The sequence below is a fragment of the Arthrobacter silvisoli genome, assembly GCF_003369445.1.
In the GTDB taxonomy this organism is placed as follows: Bacteria; Actinomycetota; Actinomycetes; order Actinomycetales; family Micrococcaceae; genus Arthrobacter; species Arthrobacter silvisoli.
Window position 1 is genome coordinate 17244 of the sequence record NZ_QRCU01000025.1, and the last position, 17130, is coordinate 34373.

The window sequence follows — 17130 nt, forward strand, 5'->3', positions numbered from 1 at the left end:
GTGGAAAAGCTATCCGGGGAAGGCGGGGTCGACCGGCCCTTTGAGCTGGAGTTCCCAGCCGTTCCCCACCCGCTGGAACAGGCCTGCCGCGGACTGGCCGTAGATTTCGTCCCCGCCGTTGCCTGCGCTCAAGCCGGTCAGCCCGGGCCAGGCCGGAAGTTGCTGCGGCAGACCGGTGGTCAGCGGAACCAGTTCGGGGGCGACGTTGCCGGAAGCCGAACCCCTCATCACGACGACAGTTGCGGAATTGACCCAGACTCCCTGGTCCACCCCGTTGCTCGTTTCAAGCGTGACCGGCGTGGTCAGGCCCCGGGGCGAGCCGTCCGGGTTGCGGACGATGCCCGTGACCTGGACGGATGTCCTGCCGCGCAGCTCCGAGATGACCAGGGCCCGGGTGCCCTCCCGCGATACACGGAACTCCTTGACCGAGCGTCCGGTGAGCCACCGCGGCGTGAGCGACACGGCAGGAACGGTTCCGCCCTTGACGGCCGCCGAGGGCTTGAAAGCCACCACCTGCGTACCGCCGTTTGCCCCCGGGCCCGCAGTCCAGACCCAGTCCTGCAGGCTGAAGGACGGCCGGGTCAACGTGCTGCGCGTGGTCAGGGGCCGTGGGTCCTGGCCCGGCAGCATCGAGTACAGCGTCGTGCCGGAGCCATTGAGGAATGCCACGGCCTTCGACACCGGCGATTCAGCAGGCTCCTGCGGCCCTAGTCCAGCAACGGGCTGCATGTCCGGCAACGGTGCGAGCCGGTTGTTTTCGTAGCGGGCGAGTTCACCGTTGCTCACCACAATCTGGCGCGAAGGCACGCTCTTCTCCAGAACCGGCGGAAGGACGGCACCCGTATCTTCAACCCGGACAAGGTCTTGGTCGGCGCGGAGTTGGACGCTGATCACGTCCGGCTGCGTGCGGAAGGTCAGCAGGAGCTGGTTCTGCATGCGTTGCCGGTCCTCCGCGGAGGCTTCCACCAGTTCCTTCGCGGACAGGTCCACCTGGGCCGCTCCGGAAACCACGGGCACGGACTCGCGGACAAGGCGGATGCCCGAGGGGAAGGCGCTGACGACGGCACCGCGCAGGTACGGTGCCGGCCCGGCAAGCAGTGCGCTCGTCATGGCCTTGACCGTCTTCTTCTTGATGAACCACCTATAATCGGGCACCGCGTAGTTGAATCCAAGGTCGTAGAAGTAGATCGGATACGCGCCGTAGATCACGCGGAAGGTCTGTTCGGGGATGGCCGTGCCGTCCGGCACCTGCGAGATCCGCCATTCGCCGTCGACCTGCTCGACGGTCACCGGGATGCTCTCCAGGGTGCCTTCCGGGTAATGCGTGGCGACGCCGTCGGCGTCAACGGCGTAAGCGAGGTCCAGTTCATAGCGGAATTCGTTCTCGACGCCGGTGCGGACCACCTGCGCCTTGCGGTACACGAGCGTCCGCTTGTCGGACTTCCAACTCACCGAGAGGGACTGAGTGAGGTACTGCCGTGCGACCGCATAGTCGTCCGCGTACCCACTGCCGGCACCGTAGAAGTCTTCGATGACGGTGTCCGGACCGGCCCCGGGCTGCGGCGGCGGCGGGAAGAAATCAGGCACGTTGAGGTTTCCGGCGCTTTCCTCCTTGCTCTTTCCGACCGGCCCCGAGCGCGGAATCTGGGCGCAGGAACTGAGCACGAGCGCAACCACCGCGAAGGCGGCGAGCAACAGCACCGGGAAGCGGCGGAGTCCCTTACGCATTCCCGGCCTCCCCCGCGCCGCGCGCGCCGTCGTCGTCTTTCCGGAGGGACCGGTCGGACGGCTGCGCTTCGGCAAGACGCCGCAGTCCCTCCTGCGTGTCTACCACCAGCACCTTTTGGTCCGGGGCGGTGCCGGGGAGCCTGAGATCATGCGGTTCGAGGTGGAGCGGCGATTTGACGATGGTTCCGCCCTTCTTCAGCGGCAGGGTGAGCCGGAAATTCGACCCCGCGCCCTTTTGCCCCCAGGCCTGCAGCCAGCCGTTGTGGAGCTTGGTGTCTTCGGCCGCAATGGACAAGCCCAGGCCGCTGCCTCCGGTGGTCCGGGCGCGCGCGGGATCAGCCCGCCAGAAGCGGTCGAACACCCGGGCTGCCTCTGCAGGTGTCATGCCGATTCCATGGTCCCGTACCGACACGGCCACGGCTTCATGGTTTGCGGCCACAGTCACGTGCACCGGTTTCCCTTCCCCGTGCTCCAAGGCATTCAACAGCAGGTTCCGCAGAATGCGGTCGATCCGGCGGGAGTCCATTTCAACGATGATGCTCTTGCTACGGGAGCTCAGCCTGACCTCGGAACCGTATTCGGCAGCTACCGGAGCCGCGCCCTCGATGACCTGTCCGATGAGCTGGAAAATGTCCTGCGGTTCGGCTTCCAGCACGGCGGCACCGGCGTCGAAACGCGAGATCTCCAACAGGTCTGAAAGCAGGGACTGGAACCGTTCCACCTGGTTGTAGAGCAGTTCGGCAGAGCGCCGGTTGATGGGGTCGAAACTGTCCCGGGCGTCGAACAGGACCTCGGCCGCCATCCGGACGGTGGTGAGCGGCGTGCGGAGTTCGTGCGAAACGTCGGAGACGAAGCGCTGCTGCATCTGGGAGAGCGTGGCGAGCTGGGTGATCTGCTCCTGGAGGCTGGCCGCCATGTGGTTGAAGGACGCGCCGAGGCGGGCCACCTCATCCTCGCCCTTGACGACCATGCGTTCCTGAAGCTGCCCTGCGGCCAGTTTTTCGGAGACGACGGCGGCATGGCTCACCGGGCTGACAACGTTCCGCGTGACGTACCAGGCGATGCCGCCGATCATGATGATGAGCGCCGCGCCGCCTGCCCAGAGCACGTTCTGGATCTGGTCAAGGGTTTGCTGGGCGTTTTCGAGGTCATAGAGCAGGTACAGCTCGTAGACCGTGCCGTTGAAGGTGACCTTGTTCCCGACGGCGATGCCCGGGTGGTCCTGGTTTCCCACCGGGAATTCGGTGGAAGCCCAGTACTGCTCCTTGCCCGACTCCTGCACGGCCTTGCGCAGTTCCGGCGGGATAACCCGCACGGTCAGCTGGTCGGAGGCGCGCGATTCCACCCAGCGGTTGCGCGGCTTGTTCTGTTCGGGGAGCGCCTCGAAGACGTACCTGCGCTGGATAACCGAGCCGTTGCCTTCCACCGCGTTAAGGGTGTCGTACACGAGTGTTATGACGCTGGACTGGTCGTTGACCTGGGCACCGTCGAAGGTGTCCTGCACCTGCTTGACGTAGTAGCGGCTTTCCGATTCCGCCTGGGTCAGCCGCTCCTGGAACAGGTTGTTCGCGATCTGGCTGGACAAATATGCACCAACAACCGCGAAGGAAATCACCGAGAGCAGGATGGTCATCATGACCGTCCTGAGTTCGAGGGAGCGCCGCCAGCGCCGGAGCAGGGACTTCCAGAGATAGCGCAGCCCCGGCCGGAGATGCCGCAAGGCCGTGACCACCAGGCGGGTTATCCGCAGCCCGAGGATCAGGGCGCGGCGGGTCCGGATCCGGCCCAGCAGCATGAGGCGCCGTACGGTGAGGGTCTGGCCCGTTGCGCGCTTGCCCGACGGCTCGTTCGGCCCGTGGCCCTGAGCCTGGCCGGGCTCCTGGCTTGAAGGGAAGGGCCGCTCGTCCGGTATCGCCTCGGACGGCGTGGTCCCGGAACCGGCCTTGCCGGAGGTTGGCTCAGGATCCCGCTTTGTAACCGACACCACGGACCGTCAGAACAACTTCGGGTGCTTCCGGGTCGCGCTCGATCTTGGAGCGCAACCGCTGGACATGGACATTGACAAGCCTGGTGTCGGCGGCGTGGCGGTAACCCCACACCTGCTCCAGGAGGAGTTCGCGTGTGAAGACCTGCCAGGGCTTGCGGGCCAGGGCAACGAGGAGATCGAACTCGAGCGGAGTGAGCGAGATCCGTTCCCCGCCGCGCGTGACCATGTGGCCGGCAACATCGATCGTCACGTCGGCGATCCGGAGCGTCTCGGGGGCCTTCTGCTCTCCCGGGCGCAGCCGGGCACGGACCCTGGCAACGAGTTCAGCCGGCTTGAAAGGCTTGGGCACGTAGTCGTCAGCGCCGGATTCCAGGCCACGGACGACGTCGGAGGTGTCCGACTTCGCCGTCAGCATGACGATCGGAACGTCCGATTCGCCGCGGATCTGGCGGCAGACCTCGATACCGTCCGAGCCCGGAAGCATGAGGTCCAGGAGGACGAGGTCCGGCCTCGAGGAACGGAAAACGTCAAGCGCCTGACCACCGTCTGCGCAGAAAACCGGATCGAAGCCGTCGTTGCGAAGCACGATGCCGATCATTTCGGCGAGTGCTTCGTCGTCGTCAACTACCAGGATGCGTGCCTTCATAGTTATATATTCCCCCATCGAATGGCCATTGTCCCGTTGACTGCCGCTCACGGCATGGCGGCCACCGCTGCTGTCCCTGCCGTGATCGCCCAAAGGGCTATGAGCGGCGACGGCGGAACTATAGGCTGGGCGGACACGGCACTTTTGGGGAGGATCGCGTGTCACAGCAGGAACCCGGGCCCGGCGCCCCGCCACCATGGGGGCAGCCCCAATCAGGTGCCCAGTCGCCGTGGGGCGGACAGCCACAGTGGGGCGGACAGCCACAGTGGGGCGGCCGGCCGCAATGGGGAGGTCCCGGTCAGCTGCCGGGCCAGCCGCAGGCCCCGGGGTGGGGCCCCCAGCCGGGTGCACCCTATGGCCAACCGCGCTACATCGCACCCCCCAAGCCAGGGATCGTCCCTCTGCGTCCCCTGCTCTTCGGCGAAGTCCTGGACGGCGCCTTCCAGACGGTCCGCCGGAACCCTGCCGCCATGCTCGGCTCCGCGCTCCTGGGCCAGTGCGTGTCCCTCCTGCTGGCGGCCACCTTGACATCAGGCAGTGCCGACTTCCTGGCCCGCCTCGAGCAGGCGGGCGGTAGCCGCTTTGACAGCGACGCTGACTCATCCGCGCTCATCGGTCCAGGCCTTGGCCTGATGGCCGGAGGGATCGGCGCATGGATGATGTCCACGGTCGTGTTATCCATCCTGAGCGGAGTCATGGCCGTTCCTGCGTCCCGCTCGTCCTTGAACCGCAAGACAGGGTTCAAGCAGATGTGGGTCCTTGCACGCCGCCGCGTACTTGCCCTCACCGGGCTGTCCGTTCTCCTGCTGCTGGTGCCACTGCTGCCGTTCGGGCTGGTGTTCGTGGTGTTGCTGGCCAGCCTCGCCTCAACGAGTCCGGCCCTCTTGATCCTTGTGTTTCCGCTCGGACTTGGGGCTGCGTTCGTGATCGCCTGGCTGTCCATCAAGTTCCTGGTGGCTCCGGCCGCCCTGGTGGTCGAGGAGGTCGGCATCCTCGAGGCCATTCGGCGTTCCTGGTCCCTGACCACCGCCAACTGGTGGCGGATCTTCGGCATCGTGTTGGTGGCTTGGCTGATTGCCTCGCTGATCGGCGTGGTGATCCAACTCCCCATCACCTTCGCAGTCGGCGGGATCAGTTCTGTCGTCTCGCCTCATGCCGGCGCCGAGCAACAAAGCAACACAGACCTCCTGCTCACGATTGTCAGCATGGTAGTCGGCGGACTGGTCGGTGCTCTTGGATTCGCTTTCCAGTCCGCAGCGGCCGCGCTCGTCTACCTCGATCTGCGGATGCGACGCGAAGGCCTGGATGTGGAATTCCAGAGGATGCTGGAATCCGGAAGCGACCCGGACGGAGTTCCAGGCCGCGGGCTGCCTCCGCGCCGTGCCCCAGGAGGATGGCAGCGTGGACAGGGCACGGGGTTCCCGACAGGATGATTGCCCTTTCCCTGCTTGCGGGCTTCCTGCCCGCCGAAACCCCCGTCGATCCGGACCGCAATGAGGCCCGTCGCTGGGCGATCGACGAACTCGGCAAACCCCGGTACGCAGAGGCGAAGCCAAGCTGGTTCGACGAGCTCATGGACCGTTTCGTGGAGTGGCTGCGCTCCCTGAATTCCGACGGATCCGGTCCGGGCCAGGACTGGACCTGGCCCATCGCCATCCTGCTCGCCCTCGCACTCGTGGTCGCGGCCGTCATCGTGGTCAGGCCGCGGCTCAACTCCGGGCGGAAGCGGCCCTCCGCCACCGTCTTCGACGAGGAAGCAATCCTCGACGCCGTGACTTTCCGTTCGCGGGCGGCCGCTGCAGCGGCGCAGGGTGACTGGAGCACCGCCGTCGTCGAGCAGTTCCGTGCGCTCGTGCGTTCGGCCGAAGACCGTACCGTCATCGATCCGCAAGCGGGCCGCACCGCTGACGAAGCGGCCGCGCAACTTGGGCGCGCGTTCAGTGGGAGCCAGGCCCAGCTGGACGAAGCAGCCAGGCTCTTCGACACCGTCAAGTACGGCCACGCCGCGGCCGAGGCGCAACACTACCGGGCCTTGCAGACCCTGGACAGGCATCTGGCCGCGCTGAAGCCGGACTACCAGGGCAGGACCGGCCACGGATTGGCGGTGCCGCGATGACGGCCCTCAGCCAACACCACGCGGATACCGCTCCTGGTTCGCCGCCAGCCTGGAAGGCCCGTCTTCGGCGGCGCATGGTCTGGATCGTGATCGGGTCCATCGTGGCCCTCACCCTGGGCTACATGGTGGTGTCCCGGCTGGGCACGGACCCGGACGGCGGGGCACTGTCACCCCGCAACGCGGCCCCGGACGGGGCCATGGCGGCTGCCGAAATCCTCCGCTCCCAGGGCGTGGACATCAGTGAACCCGGCTCTTTCGAACAGGCCCTGGCCATGTTGGAAGGAAGGGCCGGTTCAGCAACCCTGCTGCTCTACGACCAGAACGGATACCTCGGCGAGGAGGAACTCCAGGAACTCCGGGCTGCCTCGCACAGGGTCGTCGTGGTCAGTCCCGGCCGGCGGACCCTGCGGGGGCTGGACAATGGCCTCCGCAACGCCGGAGTTGTTCCGCAGGGGCACGAGGTTACGGAACCCGGATGCAGTCTCGAGGACCCCCGGGTGGCAGGGAACATCTCGGCCGGCAACGGCCAGCTGTATGCCGGAAGCGGCGAAATCTGTTACCGCATAGGAGATGGCGGCCTGTACGCGGTCAGCGATGACGGACTGGTGGTGGTGCTCGGCAGCGCTGCACTGCTGAGCAACGATCTGCTCGACGAGCGCGGAAACGCGGCGCTTGTCCTCCGCAGCCTGGGCGATTCCCCCGAACTCGTCTGGTACTTGCCGGGCCTCGGCGACGTACCGCTGGAGGGGAAGCCTGCCACCCTGTCCCAGCTGGCTCCGCCTTGGGTGGCGTTCCTCGGGCCGTGGCTCCTGGTCATCGCCCTCTTCGCAGTCCTGTGGCGCGGACGTCGGATTGGACCGCTGGTGTTCGAACCGCTCCCGGTGGTGGTCAAGGCGGCGGAAACGGCCGAAGGACGGGCCAGGCTCTACCAGGATGCCCGGGCTGTGGAGCGGGCGGCAGCGAACCTCCGGGCGGGCAGCCTCGTCCGGCTTTCGCGGGAGTTCCGGCTCGGTCCGGACGCAGGTATCGGCGCCTTGGTGGAGGCGGTTTCCCGGAAGACCGGCCGCCCGCCCGCGCAGGTGTGGGACATCCTGGATCACCGGCCGGATTCGCAGTCCGGCCTGGTGCGATGGGCACAGACTTTGGAACAACTCGAGCAGGAGGCGTCAGCCCGGTGAACGACAACGTACAGCAGAACACTCAATGGGACGGGTACACCGGCATGGCGCCTTCCTACGACACCGCATCCGGGGCCCCGGCTGCCCAGGCACCGGCCAACATCCCGCCCGCGAAGACCGCTGCATCCTGGCCGTCCCCTGATCGTGCACCCGGTGCGGTCGGCGACCCGGCCCGCCGGGCCCTCCTGGACGTCCGGCACGAGGTGGGCAAAGCCGTCGTCGGGCAGGATTCCACGGTGACCGGCATGCTGATCGCGCTGCTCTGCAGCGGCCATGTCCTGCTGGAGGGCGTGCCCGGCGTGGCAAAGACGCTGCTGGTCCGGGCTCTCTCCCAGGCCCTGAGCCTGGATACGAAACGGGTGCAGTTCACCCCTGACCTCATGCCTGGCGACGTCACGGGTTCACTGGTCTACGATTCCCACAGCTCCGAGTTCACCTTCCGGGAAGGCCCGGTCTTCACGAACATCCTGCTGGCGGACGAGATCAACCGGACGCCCCCGAAGACCCAAGCCTCGCTCCTGGAGGCCATGGAGGAACGCCAAGTATCGGCCGACGGCGTGTCGCGCCCGTTGCCGGTGCCGTTCATCGTCGCCGCTACGCAGAACCCGGTGGAATACGAGGGCACCTATCCCCTGCCCGAAGCGCAGCTGGACCGTTTCCTGCTCAAGCTCACCATGCCGCTGCCCGCCCGCGGCGAAGAGATCGAAGTTGTCCGGCGGCACGCCGAAGGATTCGATCCCCGGAACCTCGCGGCCGCGGGAGTCGGGGCGGTGGCCGGCAGCGGCGAACTGGAAAGCGCCCGGGCGAAGGTTGCCGCCGTGCGGGTGGCGCCCGAAGTCCTGGCCTACATCGTGGACGTGGTGCGGGCCACCCGGGCGGCGCCCTCGTTCCAGCTGGGCGTCTCGCCGCGCGGTGCCACAGCGCTGCTCACCACGTCCCGGGCCTGGGCCTGGCTCTCCGGGCGGGATTTCGTCACGCCCGACGACGTCAAGGCGCTCGCCCTGCCGTGCCTGCGCCACCGGGTGGCGCTGCGGCCGGAAGCCCAGATGGACGGCGTGCACGTCGACGAGGTCCTCGGCAACATCCTCGCCTCCGTTCCTGTGCCGCGCTGATGCCCGCCCACACGTTGATCCGGGGATCCTGAATGGCCATCACGGGAAGGCTCGTGCTGCTTGCGGCGGTCGCGCTCGTGCCGATGCTGTTGTTCCCCGGCTGGGGAACAGCCTGGCTGCTGTTCTCCGGGCTGTTCATGCTGGCCGTGCTTGACGCCATGCTGGCCATCTCCCCGCGGCGGCTGGTTTTGGAGCGCCAGCTGCCCGCAAATGTGACCTTGCATTCGGGGGCCGAGAGCCAGTTGCTGCTGACGAACAACAGCGACCGCACTCTTCGGGCCATCGTCCGTGACGCCTGGCAGCCCTCCGCCGGCGCGGTGGACCCGGTCCAGCGGATCACGGTCCCTGCCGGCGAACGGCGGCGCATGACGGTGCGGCTTGTTCCCACGCGCCGGGGCGATCTGTCCGCGCCCCACGTCACCGTCCGTTCCTTTGGTCCGCTGGGGCTGGCCGCCCGTCAGCGCACGCTGCCGCAGCCGGGCACGCTGCGGGTCCTGCCGCCGTTCCATGCAAAGCGGCACCTGCCCTCCAAACTGCGCAAGCTGCGGGAATTGGACGGCAAGGCCGCAGTGCAGATCCGCGGCGCCGGAACCGAGTTCGATTCGCTGCGCGACTATGTCCGGGGCGACGACGTCCGCTCCATCGACTGGCGCGCCACCGCCCGGCGCACCGCCGTCGTCGTCCGCACCTGGCGCCCCGAACGGGACCGCCGCGTAGTGATCGTGCTGGACACCTCGCGCACTGCCGCTGCTCGGATCGGGGACGAGCCGCGGCTGGATACCGGGATCGAGGCAGCACTGTTGCTGGCGGTGCTCGCCGAACGCGGCGGCGACAGGGTGGACTTCGTCGCCTTTGATCGCAGGGTCCGCGGCCGGGTTGACTCGGCGTCCAAGGGGACTCTGCTGGGCCGGCTCGTCCAGGCCATGGCGCCGTTGGAAGCAGAGCTGATCGAGATGGACTGGGGCCAGGTGCCGGCCCAGGTGCGGGCAGTGTCCGCGCACCGTTCCCTCGTGGTGCTGCTGACGTCCCTGGACAGCGGTGTTCCCGAGGAGAACCTCATCCCCACCGTGGCGCAACTGGCCCTCCAGCACGTGGTGGTGGTTGCGGCCGTGCGGGACCCGCTGCTGGGCGCGATGGCGGCGGAACGTACGACGGCGAGCCAGGTCTTCCGCGCGGCCGCGGCGGAACGTGCGCTGCTCGACCGGGCAGCGGTTGCCGCACAATTGAAGCAGGTGGGGGCCGAGGTAGTGGACGCGGAACCGCTGGACCTTCCGCCGAAGCTCGCGGACACCTACATCCGGCTGAAGGCCGCGGGCCGGCTGTGACGGCAGACCGCCACCGTTTCGGCCCGCCAAGCGCGGCCAGCACAGAAGGAGGAACCACGGTGGACACACTCCGGGAACGCACCCCGGTTTACGAGCAGGCACTGGGCAGCGCCTTCCGCCGCCTGCAGCCGGAGTTGCAGGACTACTTCGCCTTGGCCCCGGGGTCCGGCCGCTACGGAATCGGCGAGGGCGTGTTCGAAGTGGTGGGGTGCCGGCAGGCCTGGCTGCGGCCGCTGCTGTCGCTGGCGGCCGCCGAGGAGTCCCTGTTCCCCGAGTACGGCGAAACGGTGCCCTTCCGGATCGAGAACCACGCCCACCTTGACCCGTTCGGCCGTTCCAGCCTGACTGCCCGGCGCGAGATCTTCTTCCCCGGCCGCACCCGGCTCTTCCAGGACACCACCTCAGCCGTCGAGGCCAACGGCAGCACCCGGCTGGTCGACTACCTCGGCAAGCACCGGCGGTTGGCCACCGAGCTGCGGCTCGAGGTCACACCGGAGGGCAGGCTCCGGGGAATCTCCGGGTCCACGCGGGCATTCCTCGGCCCGCTCAGGCTCCGGCTGCCTGCAATGTTGGACGCCAGTGCCTACGCCGAACAATGGTGGGATGCCGGGGCGGGCAAGCACCGGATCCAGGTGAAGGTGCTGCAAAGGCACGTCGGCCTGGTGCTCGTGTACGCGGGGTACTTCGACTACCGGCTGGCGCCGTTGCTGCCGCAAGCCGCGGCGGGGAGCAGGGCCGCCGTCGGGCTCCCGCGTTACGCAGAGCCGGACCGCTGGGAGTCCCGCGTCTAGCCGTTCAACCAAGGGCGAGCTGGTTGAGACCGTCCGCGAGCTGGGTCAGCCGGCTGAGGATCTCCTTCGCCGCCGCCGGGCTGTGCCCGGCCAGGCCGTGCGACGGTGTCACCCGCAGCGAGACAAGGGACGACGCCGGCAGGCCGAGCTGACGCCACGGCCGCCAGACCGCTTCCACGAGCTCGGCCGTGCGGGGCAGTGTCCTACCGGGTTCGCCGGCGGGCAGCGCACCGGCCCAGACGCGTTTGCCGGACTCGACCGCGCCGGCCAGTTGTTCCCACTGGCGGGTGGTCAAGGCCTTGAGCGGGACAGCGACACCGTCGGCCCCGGAGGCGAGGATCTGCGCGAACGGGGCTTCGATCTCGGGCACGGCGATGACCGTCTCCGCGGCCCCGGCCGCCTTCAGGGCATCGACAACCCGGCGCCAGGCGGCAGTGGCTTCATCCTGCGGAATCGAACGCAACGTGCGGTACCCGCTCGCCGTTGGGATCGTTCCTGCGAGGACGGCGGCGATGTCCGGCTCGTCCAGTTGGACCACGACGTCGGCACCGGGCACCGCTGCACGGATCCGGGCGATGTGCTCGGCCACGCCCGCCGCCAGCGAGTCGGTGATGTCGCGGCGTGCGCCGAAGTCGAGCAGCGCCCGTTCGCCGTTGTGCAGGTAAAGGCCCGCGGCCAGGCTGAGCGGCCCCCTGAGCTGGATCTTCACCGCTTCCGCGGAGTCGTCTTCGGCGCCGGCCACATCCGCCAGCACATTGATGTCGGTAGCAAGCGCGGACCGGGCACGCTGCTGATCCTTGCCCGGGCGGTCCACGAGGCGCCAACCGTGCGGCTGCACGTCCACGGCGAGCTCAACGAGGAGCGACGCGGTCCGGCCGAGTGGGTCGGAGCCGACGCCCCGGTCCGGAAGTTCGGCGAGGAAGGGCAGGTGCGGGCTGCCGAGTTCACCGCGGATGGTACGCGTGGCTTCCAAGGGGTCGTCACCCGGCCAGGGCCCCAGGGCGGTGGCCGTCACCTGGCCCGGCGCGGATCCGGCCACGGAGCGTTCCTCCACGCCTCAGTCCCGGCCGGCCTGGTGGCCCTCGGCGATTGCCTCGTGGTGGCGGATCACTTCGCTGATGATGAAGTTCAGGAACTTCTCGGCGAAGGCCGGGTCCAGGTGCGCTTCCTCTGCCAGGCGCCGGAGCCGGGAAATCTGGGCGGCCTCCCGGCCCGGGTCCCCGGCGGGCAGCTTGTGGGTGGCTTTGAGCACGCCCACCTTCTGCGTCGCCTTGAAGCGTTCGGCCAAAAGGAAAACGAGCGTGGCGTCAATGTTGTCGATGCTGGAGCGAATCGAAAGCAGTTCTTCCATGACCGAACGGTCCACCTGGCCGGCCAGCGAGCTCGCGGCGGGATCGAAGGGGTCGGTCGTCTCGGAGGCGCCTTCGGAACGGGCGTCTTCGGAAAGTAAAGGCTTCGGCTCGGTCATTGCACCAGTCTATGGTCTGCCCGGGTTGCTTCGCCGGTGTTACCCATGGGACGAAGCCCGGGAGCAGAATGGTGCTGTGTTCCGCGCCCGCGGCAGGTCCCGGGCCAACCACACCGACGGATAAAGGAGACCATCTTGAAGATCGCAGTCCTTGGAACGGGAACGGTAGGCCACACACTGGCCGGAGAGCTGGTGGAGCTGGGCCATGAGGTGATGATGGGGTCCCGCGAGTCGGGAAATCCCAAGGGCACGGAGTGGGCCGCCGGGGCGGGACCGAACGCTTCCTCGGGCTCCTTTGCCCAGGCTGCCGCCATGGCGGAGGTGGTCATCAACGCCACCCCGGGTACGGTGTCGCTGGCTGCCCTCAGCGAAGCAGGCGAGGCCAACCTTGACGGCAAGGTGCTGCTGGATGTCTCCAACCCCCTGGACCACTCCTCGGGGTTTCCGCCCGCGCTGTCAGTCTGCAATACGGACAGCATCGCCGAGACCATCCAGCGCACGTTCCCGCGGGCCAGGGTGGTCAAGTCCCTGAACACGATGGGTGCACCGGTGATGGTGGACCCGCAACGGCTTGGCCGGGGTGAACACGACGTCTTCATGGCCGGCAACGACCCCGAAGCCAAGGCTGTGGTGGAAGGGATCCTGCGCGGCTTCGGCTGGCGGCCGGAACGTATCCGCGACCTCGGTGGCCTGGATGCCGCCCGCGGCTTGGAGATGTGGCTTCCCCTGTGGCTGCGGATCTTCATGAAGCAGCCGCAGGGGAAGCTGTTCAACCTTGCGATCGTCTCGGAAGACTGACGGAGAACTCGCGACGACGGGCCCGGTCGGCGTGGGCGGCAGGCATGCCGTGATCCGGCAGCGTGCGTAAAAAGGGGCCCCGCGCCCTTCGACAGGCTACTTAGCTGCCGAAGGGCGCGGGGAATAGCACGCAGAGGACTGCGGTATGCCGCCCCCAAGCACCCCGGCGTCAGCTCCCGAGCAAGGCTCGGTGCGCCTCCCGCCGCAGGGCTTGTTCGTCCGGGTCGGGGACCGGCAGCGAGGCGATCAGCCGCTTCGTGTAGTCCTGGGAAGGCGCGCCCATGATCTGGCTGCCGATGCCCTGCTCCACAAGGCGGCCTTTGAACAGCACGCCCACCCAGTGCGAGAGCATGTCCACCACGGCGAGATCGTGGCTGATGAACAGTGCCGCGAAGCCGTACTCCTCCTGGATGTCCTTGAACAGTTCCAGCACCTTCGCCTGCACCGAGACGTCCAGGGCGGAGGTCGGTTCATCGGCGATCAGGAGCCGCGGGTTCAGCGCGAGCGATCGGGCCAGCGAGGCGCGTTGGCGCTGCCCGCCCGAGAGCTCGTGCGGATACCGTGCGGCGTAGGCGGCCGGAAGCTGAACTGACTCGAGCAGCTGGGCCACTCTGAGCCTCGTCTGGGCCGGACTCGGATGGGTGTGGATCAGCAGGGGTTCGGCGATGCACTCGCCCACCGTGAGGTGCGGGTTGAACGAGGCTGCCGGGTCCTGGAACACGAAGCCGATGTCCTTGCGCAGCGGCTTGAAGCTGCGTTCCTTGAAGCCGAGCATCTCGTAGCCGAAGACCTTCAGGCTGCCGCCAGTGACCCGGTTGAGCCCGGCGATGGCCCGGCCGATGGTGGACTTCCCGGAACCGGATTCGCCCACCAGGCCGAAGACCTCGTTCTCCGAGATCGTAAAGCTGACCCCGTTGACGGCCTTGAAGCCCGGGGTGCCGAGGCGTCCCGGGAATTCGATAGTGAGGTCCTTGGCCTCCACCAGGACCTTGCCGCCCTGATGCAGCCGTTCCGTGGCCCCTTCCGACGCCGAGTCCCGGCCAAGGTGCGGGACCGCGGCCAGCAGCTTCTTCGTGTACTCCTGCTTCGGTTCCGCGAAGAGGGTCCTGGCGGTGGCCTCTTCCACCACATCGCCCTGGTACATGACCACGACGCGGTCCGCCAGGTCCGCGACCACGCCCATATTGTGGGTGATCAGCACAATCGACGTGCCGTACTTGTCGCGGAGGTCCCGGAGCAACTGCAGGATCTCGGCCTGGACCGTGACGTCCAAGGCCGTAGTGGGTTCGTCTGCGACGATCAGGCCGGGGTTCAGCGCGAGCGCCGCGGCGATGACCACCCGTTGCTTCTGCCCGCCGGACAGCTGGTGCGGGTAGTAGTTGACGCGGATCTCCGGATCGGGGATGCCCACCTTGCGCAGGGCCTCCGTGGCCCTGGCCTTGGCTTCCTTGGCCGAGATCCGGTGCCCGTCCGTGGCGTGGGCGCGGATGCCTTCGGCGATCTGCCAGCCCACCGTGAACACCGGGTTCAGCGCGGTGGACGGCTCTTGGAACACCATGGCGACGTCCCGGCCGCGGATTTTCCGCAGCGTGGCCGGGCTGACGCTGATGACGTTGTTTCCCTTGATGAGCACGGTACCGGAGCTGGTCGCGGTTTCGGGCAGGAGGCCCAGGATCGTCTTGGCGGTGACCGTCTTTCCGGAGCCGGACTCACCCACGATGGCCAGCACTTCCCCTGCTTTCACGTCGAGGCTCACGTCCTTGACGGCCTGGACGTCCCCGGCGTCCGTGGCAAAGGTGACCTTGAGGCGATCGATGTCCAGGACCAGTTCGTCCGCGGGCTTCGGCTCGTCCGAGATGTTTCCGAGGTTGATGGTCATGGCTTGCCTGCCTTCTTGGCCTTGCCGCCGGACCGCTTGCTTCCGGCAGCCCGGCGCCCGCGCAGGCGGGGATCGTTGAGGTCGTTCATGCTTTCGCCCATCAGGGTCAGGCCGAGCACGGACAGCACGATAGCGACACCCGGGAACACGCCCGTCCACCAGATCCCGGACGTGGTGTCGGCGAGCGCTTTGTTCAAGTCGAAGCCCCATTCGGCGGCCGAGGTCGGTTCGATGCCGAAGCCCAGGAAGCCCAGGCCGGCGAGGGTCAGGATCGCTTCGGAGGAGTTGAGCGTGAAGATCAGCGGCAGGGTACGGGTTGCGTTCTTGAAAATGTGCCGGCCCATGATGCGCCAGCTGGAGGCTCCCACCACCATGGCCGACTCCACGAAGGGTTCGGCCTTGAGGCGGATCGTTTCAGCCCTGATCACCCTGAAGTACTGCGGTACGAACACCACGGTGATGGAGATGGAACAGGCCAGAATGCCGCCCCAGAAGCTGGATTGGCCCTGGCTGATGACGATCGACATCACAATGGCCAGCAGCAGCGAGGGGAAGGCGTAGATGGCGTCTGCGATGACCACGAGGATTCTGTCCAGCCAGCCGCCGAAGTAGCCGCTGAGCAGGCCGAGCGCCACGCCTACGAAGATGGACATCGCCACGGACACCACAATCACGGTGGCCGCGGTCTGGGAACCCCAGAGCACGCGGGACAGCACGTCGTATCCGCCCACTGTGGTCCCCCAAGGGTGCTTGCCGCCGGGGGCGGCCTGCGCCGGGAAGGTTCCGGAGGCGTCCGAAATCTGCGCGTAGCCGTACGGTGCCAGCAGGGGGGCGAACACCGCGGCCAGCAGGAACAGCCCGGTCAGCGAAACGCCGATCAGCAGCATCGTGCGCTGCAGCCCGACGCTTTGCCGGATGTGCGAGGTCACGGGCAGCCGGTCCAGCAGCGGCGCCTTGCGGGGAGCTGGCGGCTGGAGGGCCGCCGTCGTTGTTTCAGACATCAGTACCTCACCCTCGGGTCGATGATCGCCGCAAGGATGTCCACCACGAAGTTGGTGACCGCTACGATCACGGCGAGCAACATCACGATGCCTTGAACGGCGACGAAGTCGCGGGCGGTCAGGTATTGCGCCAGCTGGAATCCGAGGCCCTTCCATTCGAAAGTCGTCTCGGTCAGCACGGCGCCGCCGAGCAGCAGCGCGATCTGCAGGCCCATGACCGTGATGATCGGGATGAGCGCCGGCTTGTAGGCGTGCTTGGTGACCAGACGGAACTCGCTGACACCGCGCGAACGGCCGGCCTCCACGTAATCCTTGCCAAGCGTGCCGATCAGGTTGGTGCGCACCAGTCGCAGGAAGACGCCTGCGGTCAGCAATCCGAGCGCGACGGCGGGGAGCACCGCATGCGCGGCAATGTCGCCGAGTGCCTGGAAGTTTCCGCTCCGGATCGCGTCCAGCCAGTAGATGCCGCTGGGTGCTGCGAGCTGGGACATGGCCAGTTCGGTGTTGGTGGACGCCCGGCCGGAGACCGGTAGCCAGCCCAAAGCCACCGAGAAGGTCAGCTTCAGGAGCAGGCCCGCGAAGAAAACCGGGGTGGCGTAGCAGAGGATGGCGAAGAAGCGCAGCACGGCGTCGGGCGTGCGATCCCGGCGGTGCGCTGCGACCATGCCCAGGGGAATGCCGATCAGGAGGGCAACCACGAGGGCGTTGATGGCCAGTTCGAGGGTGGCCGTGCCGAAGGTGGCCAGCATCTCGATTACCGGCCGGCGGTCCGAGAGGGTCACGCCGAAGTTGCCGGTGGCGATCTGGCCGAGGTATTCGAAGTACTGCACCAGGATGGGCCGGTCGTAGCCGGCCTCGTGGATCCTGGCATCGAGCTGGTCCTGGGGAAGGCGTCCGCCCAGGGCGGCGGTGATGGGGTCGCCGGTGATCCGCATCAGGAAGAAGACCAGCGTGACCAGGATGAAGATGGTTGGGAAGATCAGGAGGAAGCGGACGAGGATGTATCGTCCCACTCCCCCGGCACCGCGTTTGGGCGCGGCCGGGCCAAGCACGTCAGGTGTCTCGGCCTCGATGAGTGTTGCCATGAGGAATCCTTTGTAG

15 protein-coding genes are annotated in these 17130 nt (G+C 67.5%); 7 read left to right on the forward strand and 8 right to left on the reverse strand.

All coding sequences use genetic code 11. The features are described from left to right. Nucleotides 1-9: 9 nt before the first annotated feature. The 3 genes from DWV11_RS05475 to mtrA all read right to left on the reverse strand — a co-directional run bounded on the left by DWV11_RS05475 (nucleotide 10) and on the right by mtrA (nucleotide 4361). Nucleotides 10-1728 (reverse strand): LpqB family beta-propeller domain-containing protein, encoded by a 1719-nt coding sequence (locus tag DWV11_RS05475; protein ID WP_115787878.1) that lies wholly within the window; start codon nucleotides 1726-1728, stop codon nucleotides 10-12. Then, nucleotides 1721-3523 (reverse strand): MtrAB system histidine kinase MtrB, encoded by a 1803-nt coding sequence (gene mtrB / locus DWV11_RS05480; protein WP_115787879.1) that lies wholly within the window; start codon nucleotides 3521-3523, stop codon nucleotides 1721-1723. The genes DWV11_RS05475 and mtrB overlap by 8 nt, the downstream gene beginning before the upstream one ends. Before the next feature lie 163 nt (nucleotides 3524-3686). Continuing rightward, nucleotides 3687-4361: an MtrAB system response regulator MtrA gene (gene mtrA / locus DWV11_RS05485; RefSeq protein WP_070347762.1), complete on the reverse strand. Its 675-nt coding sequence runs from the start codon at nucleotides 4359-4361 to the stop codon at nucleotides 3687-3689. 158 nt (nucleotides 4362-4519) lie between these two features. On the opposite strand from mtrA, the gene DWV11_RS05490 reads away from it, so the two are divergent. The 6 genes from DWV11_RS05490 (at nucleotide 4520) to DWV11_RS05515 (ending at nucleotide 10883) form a co-directional block, all read left to right on the forward strand. Beyond that, on the forward strand, nucleotides 4520-5794 hold the full coding sequence (locus DWV11_RS05490; protein ID WP_136017883.1) for a DUF7847 domain-containing protein: 1275 nt from the start codon (nucleotides 4520-4522) through the stop codon (nucleotides 5792-5794). Continuing rightward, nucleotides 5791-6477, forward strand: a complete 687-nt coding sequence (locus DWV11_RS05495; RefSeq protein ID WP_115787881.1) for a DUF4129 domain-containing protein — start codon at nucleotides 5791-5793, stop codon at nucleotides 6475-6477. The genes DWV11_RS05490 and DWV11_RS05495 overlap by 4 nt, the downstream gene beginning before the upstream one ends. Nucleotides 6478-6551: 74 nt before the next feature. Further along, nucleotides 6552-7655 (forward strand): DUF4350 domain-containing protein, encoded by a 1104-nt coding sequence (locus DWV11_RS05500; protein WP_115787882.1) that lies wholly within the window; start codon nucleotides 6552-6554, stop codon nucleotides 7653-7655. After that, nucleotides 7607-8767 (forward strand): AAA family ATPase, encoded by a 1161-nt coding sequence (locus DWV11_RS05505; RefSeq protein WP_245953453.1) that lies wholly within the window; start codon nucleotides 7607-7609, stop codon nucleotides 8765-8767. Before DWV11_RS05500 ends, DWV11_RS05505 begins: the two co-directional genes overlap by 49 nt. Before the next feature lie 32 nt (nucleotides 8768-8799). Then, nucleotides 8800-10092, forward strand: coding sequence for a DUF58 domain-containing protein (locus DWV11_RS05510; protein WP_115787883.1), 1293 nt, complete (start codon nucleotides 8800-8802; stop codon nucleotides 10090-10092). Nucleotides 10093-10151: 59 nt separating this feature from the next. Then, nucleotides 10152-10883 (forward strand): DUF4166 domain-containing protein, encoded by a 732-nt coding sequence (locus DWV11_RS05515; protein WP_115787884.1) that lies wholly within the window; start codon nucleotides 10152-10154, stop codon nucleotides 10881-10883. A gap of 4 nt (nucleotides 10884-10887) precedes the next feature. Here DWV11_RS05515 and DWV11_RS05520 read toward each other — a convergent pair whose 3' ends face one another. Continuing rightward, on the reverse strand, nucleotides 10888-11922 hold the full coding sequence (locus DWV11_RS05520) for a uroporphyrinogen decarboxylase/cobalamine-independent methonine synthase family protein (RefSeq protein ID WP_115787885.1): 1035 nt from the start codon (nucleotides 11920-11922) through the stop codon (nucleotides 10888-10890). Between the two features lie 18 nt (nucleotides 11923-11940). Continuing rightward, nucleotides 11941-12351 (reverse strand): chorismate mutase, encoded by a 411-nt coding sequence (locus DWV11_RS05525; protein WP_115787886.1) that lies wholly within the window; start codon nucleotides 12349-12351, stop codon nucleotides 11941-11943. 135 nt (nucleotides 12352-12486) lie between these two features. On the opposite strand from DWV11_RS05525, the gene DWV11_RS05530 reads away from it, so the two are divergent. Then, nucleotides 12487-13149, forward strand: coding sequence for an NADPH-dependent F420 reductase (locus DWV11_RS05530; RefSeq protein ID WP_115787887.1), 663 nt, complete (start codon nucleotides 12487-12489; stop codon nucleotides 13147-13149). A gap of 169 nt (nucleotides 13150-13318) precedes the next feature. Here DWV11_RS05530 and DWV11_RS05535 read toward each other — a convergent pair whose 3' ends face one another. Genes DWV11_RS05535 through DWV11_RS05545 form a run of 3 tightly spaced genes read right to left on the reverse strand, consistent with a single transcriptional unit; the run spans nucleotide 13319 to nucleotide 17114 of the window. Beyond that, entirely contained in the window at nucleotides 13319-15028 is a 1710-nt protein-coding gene (locus tag DWV11_RS05535; protein WP_115787888.1) for an ABC transporter ATP-binding protein, read from the reverse strand. Then, nucleotides 15025-16029, reverse strand: coding sequence for an ABC transporter permease (locus tag DWV11_RS05540; RefSeq protein WP_115787889.1), 1005 nt, complete (start codon nucleotides 16027-16029; stop codon nucleotides 15025-15027). The genes DWV11_RS05535 and DWV11_RS05540 overlap by 4 nt, the downstream gene beginning before the upstream one ends. Then, nucleotides 16029-17114: an ABC transporter permease gene (locus DWV11_RS05545; RefSeq protein ID WP_115787890.1), complete on the reverse strand. Its 1086-nt coding sequence runs from the start codon at nucleotides 17112-17114 to the stop codon at nucleotides 16029-16031. The genes DWV11_RS05540 and DWV11_RS05545 overlap by 1 nt, the downstream gene beginning before the upstream one ends. Between the last annotated feature and the right edge of the window lie 16 nt (nucleotides 17115-17130).

What these genes read in the sequence shown, in the direction of transcription:
- mtrB (WP_115787879.1), bottom strand. Translation starts at nt 3,523, where the DNA reads ATGCTGCTGGGCCGGATCCGGACCCGCCGCGCCCTGATCCTCGGGCTG.
- DWV11_RS05540 (WP_115787889.1), bottom strand. Translation starts at nt 16,029, where the DNA reads ATGTCTGAAACAACGACGGCGGCCCTCCAGCCGCCAGCTCCCCGCAAG.
- DWV11_RS05535 (WP_115787888.1), bottom strand. Translation starts at nt 15,028, where the DNA reads ATGACCATCAACCTCGGAAACATCTCGGACGAGCCGAAGCCCGCGGAC.
- DWV11_RS05505 (WP_245953453.1), top strand. Translation starts at nt 7,607, where the DNA reads ATGGGCACAGACTTTGGAACAACTCGAGCAGGAGGCGTCAGCCCGGTG.
- mtrA (WP_070347762.1), bottom strand. Translation starts at nt 4,361, where the DNA reads ATGAAGGCACGCATCCTGGTAGTTGACGACGACGAAGCACTCGCCGAA.
- DWV11_RS05500 (WP_115787882.1), top strand. Translation starts at nt 6,552, where the DNA reads ATGGTCTGGATCGTGATCGGGTCCATCGTGGCCCTCACCCTGGGCTAC.
- DWV11_RS05510 (WP_115787883.1), top strand. Translation starts at nt 8,800, where the DNA reads ATGGCCATCACGGGAAGGCTCGTGCTGCTTGCGGCGGTCGCGCTCGTG.
- DWV11_RS05545 (WP_115787890.1), bottom strand. Translation starts at nt 17,114, where the DNA reads ATGGCAACACTCATCGAGGCCGAGACACCTGACGTGCTTGGCCCGGCC.
- DWV11_RS05495 (WP_115787881.1), top strand. Translation starts at nt 5,791, where the DNA reads ATGATTGCCCTTTCCCTGCTTGCGGGCTTCCTGCCCGCCGAAACCCCC.
- DWV11_RS05525 (WP_115787886.1), bottom strand. Translation starts at nt 12,351, where the DNA reads ATGACCGAGCCGAAGCCTTTACTTTCCGAAGACGCCCGTTCCGAAGGC.
- DWV11_RS05475 (WP_115787878.1), bottom strand. Translation starts at nt 1,728, where the DNA reads ATGCGTAAGGGACTCCGCCGCTTCCCGGTGCTGTTGCTCGCCGCCTTC.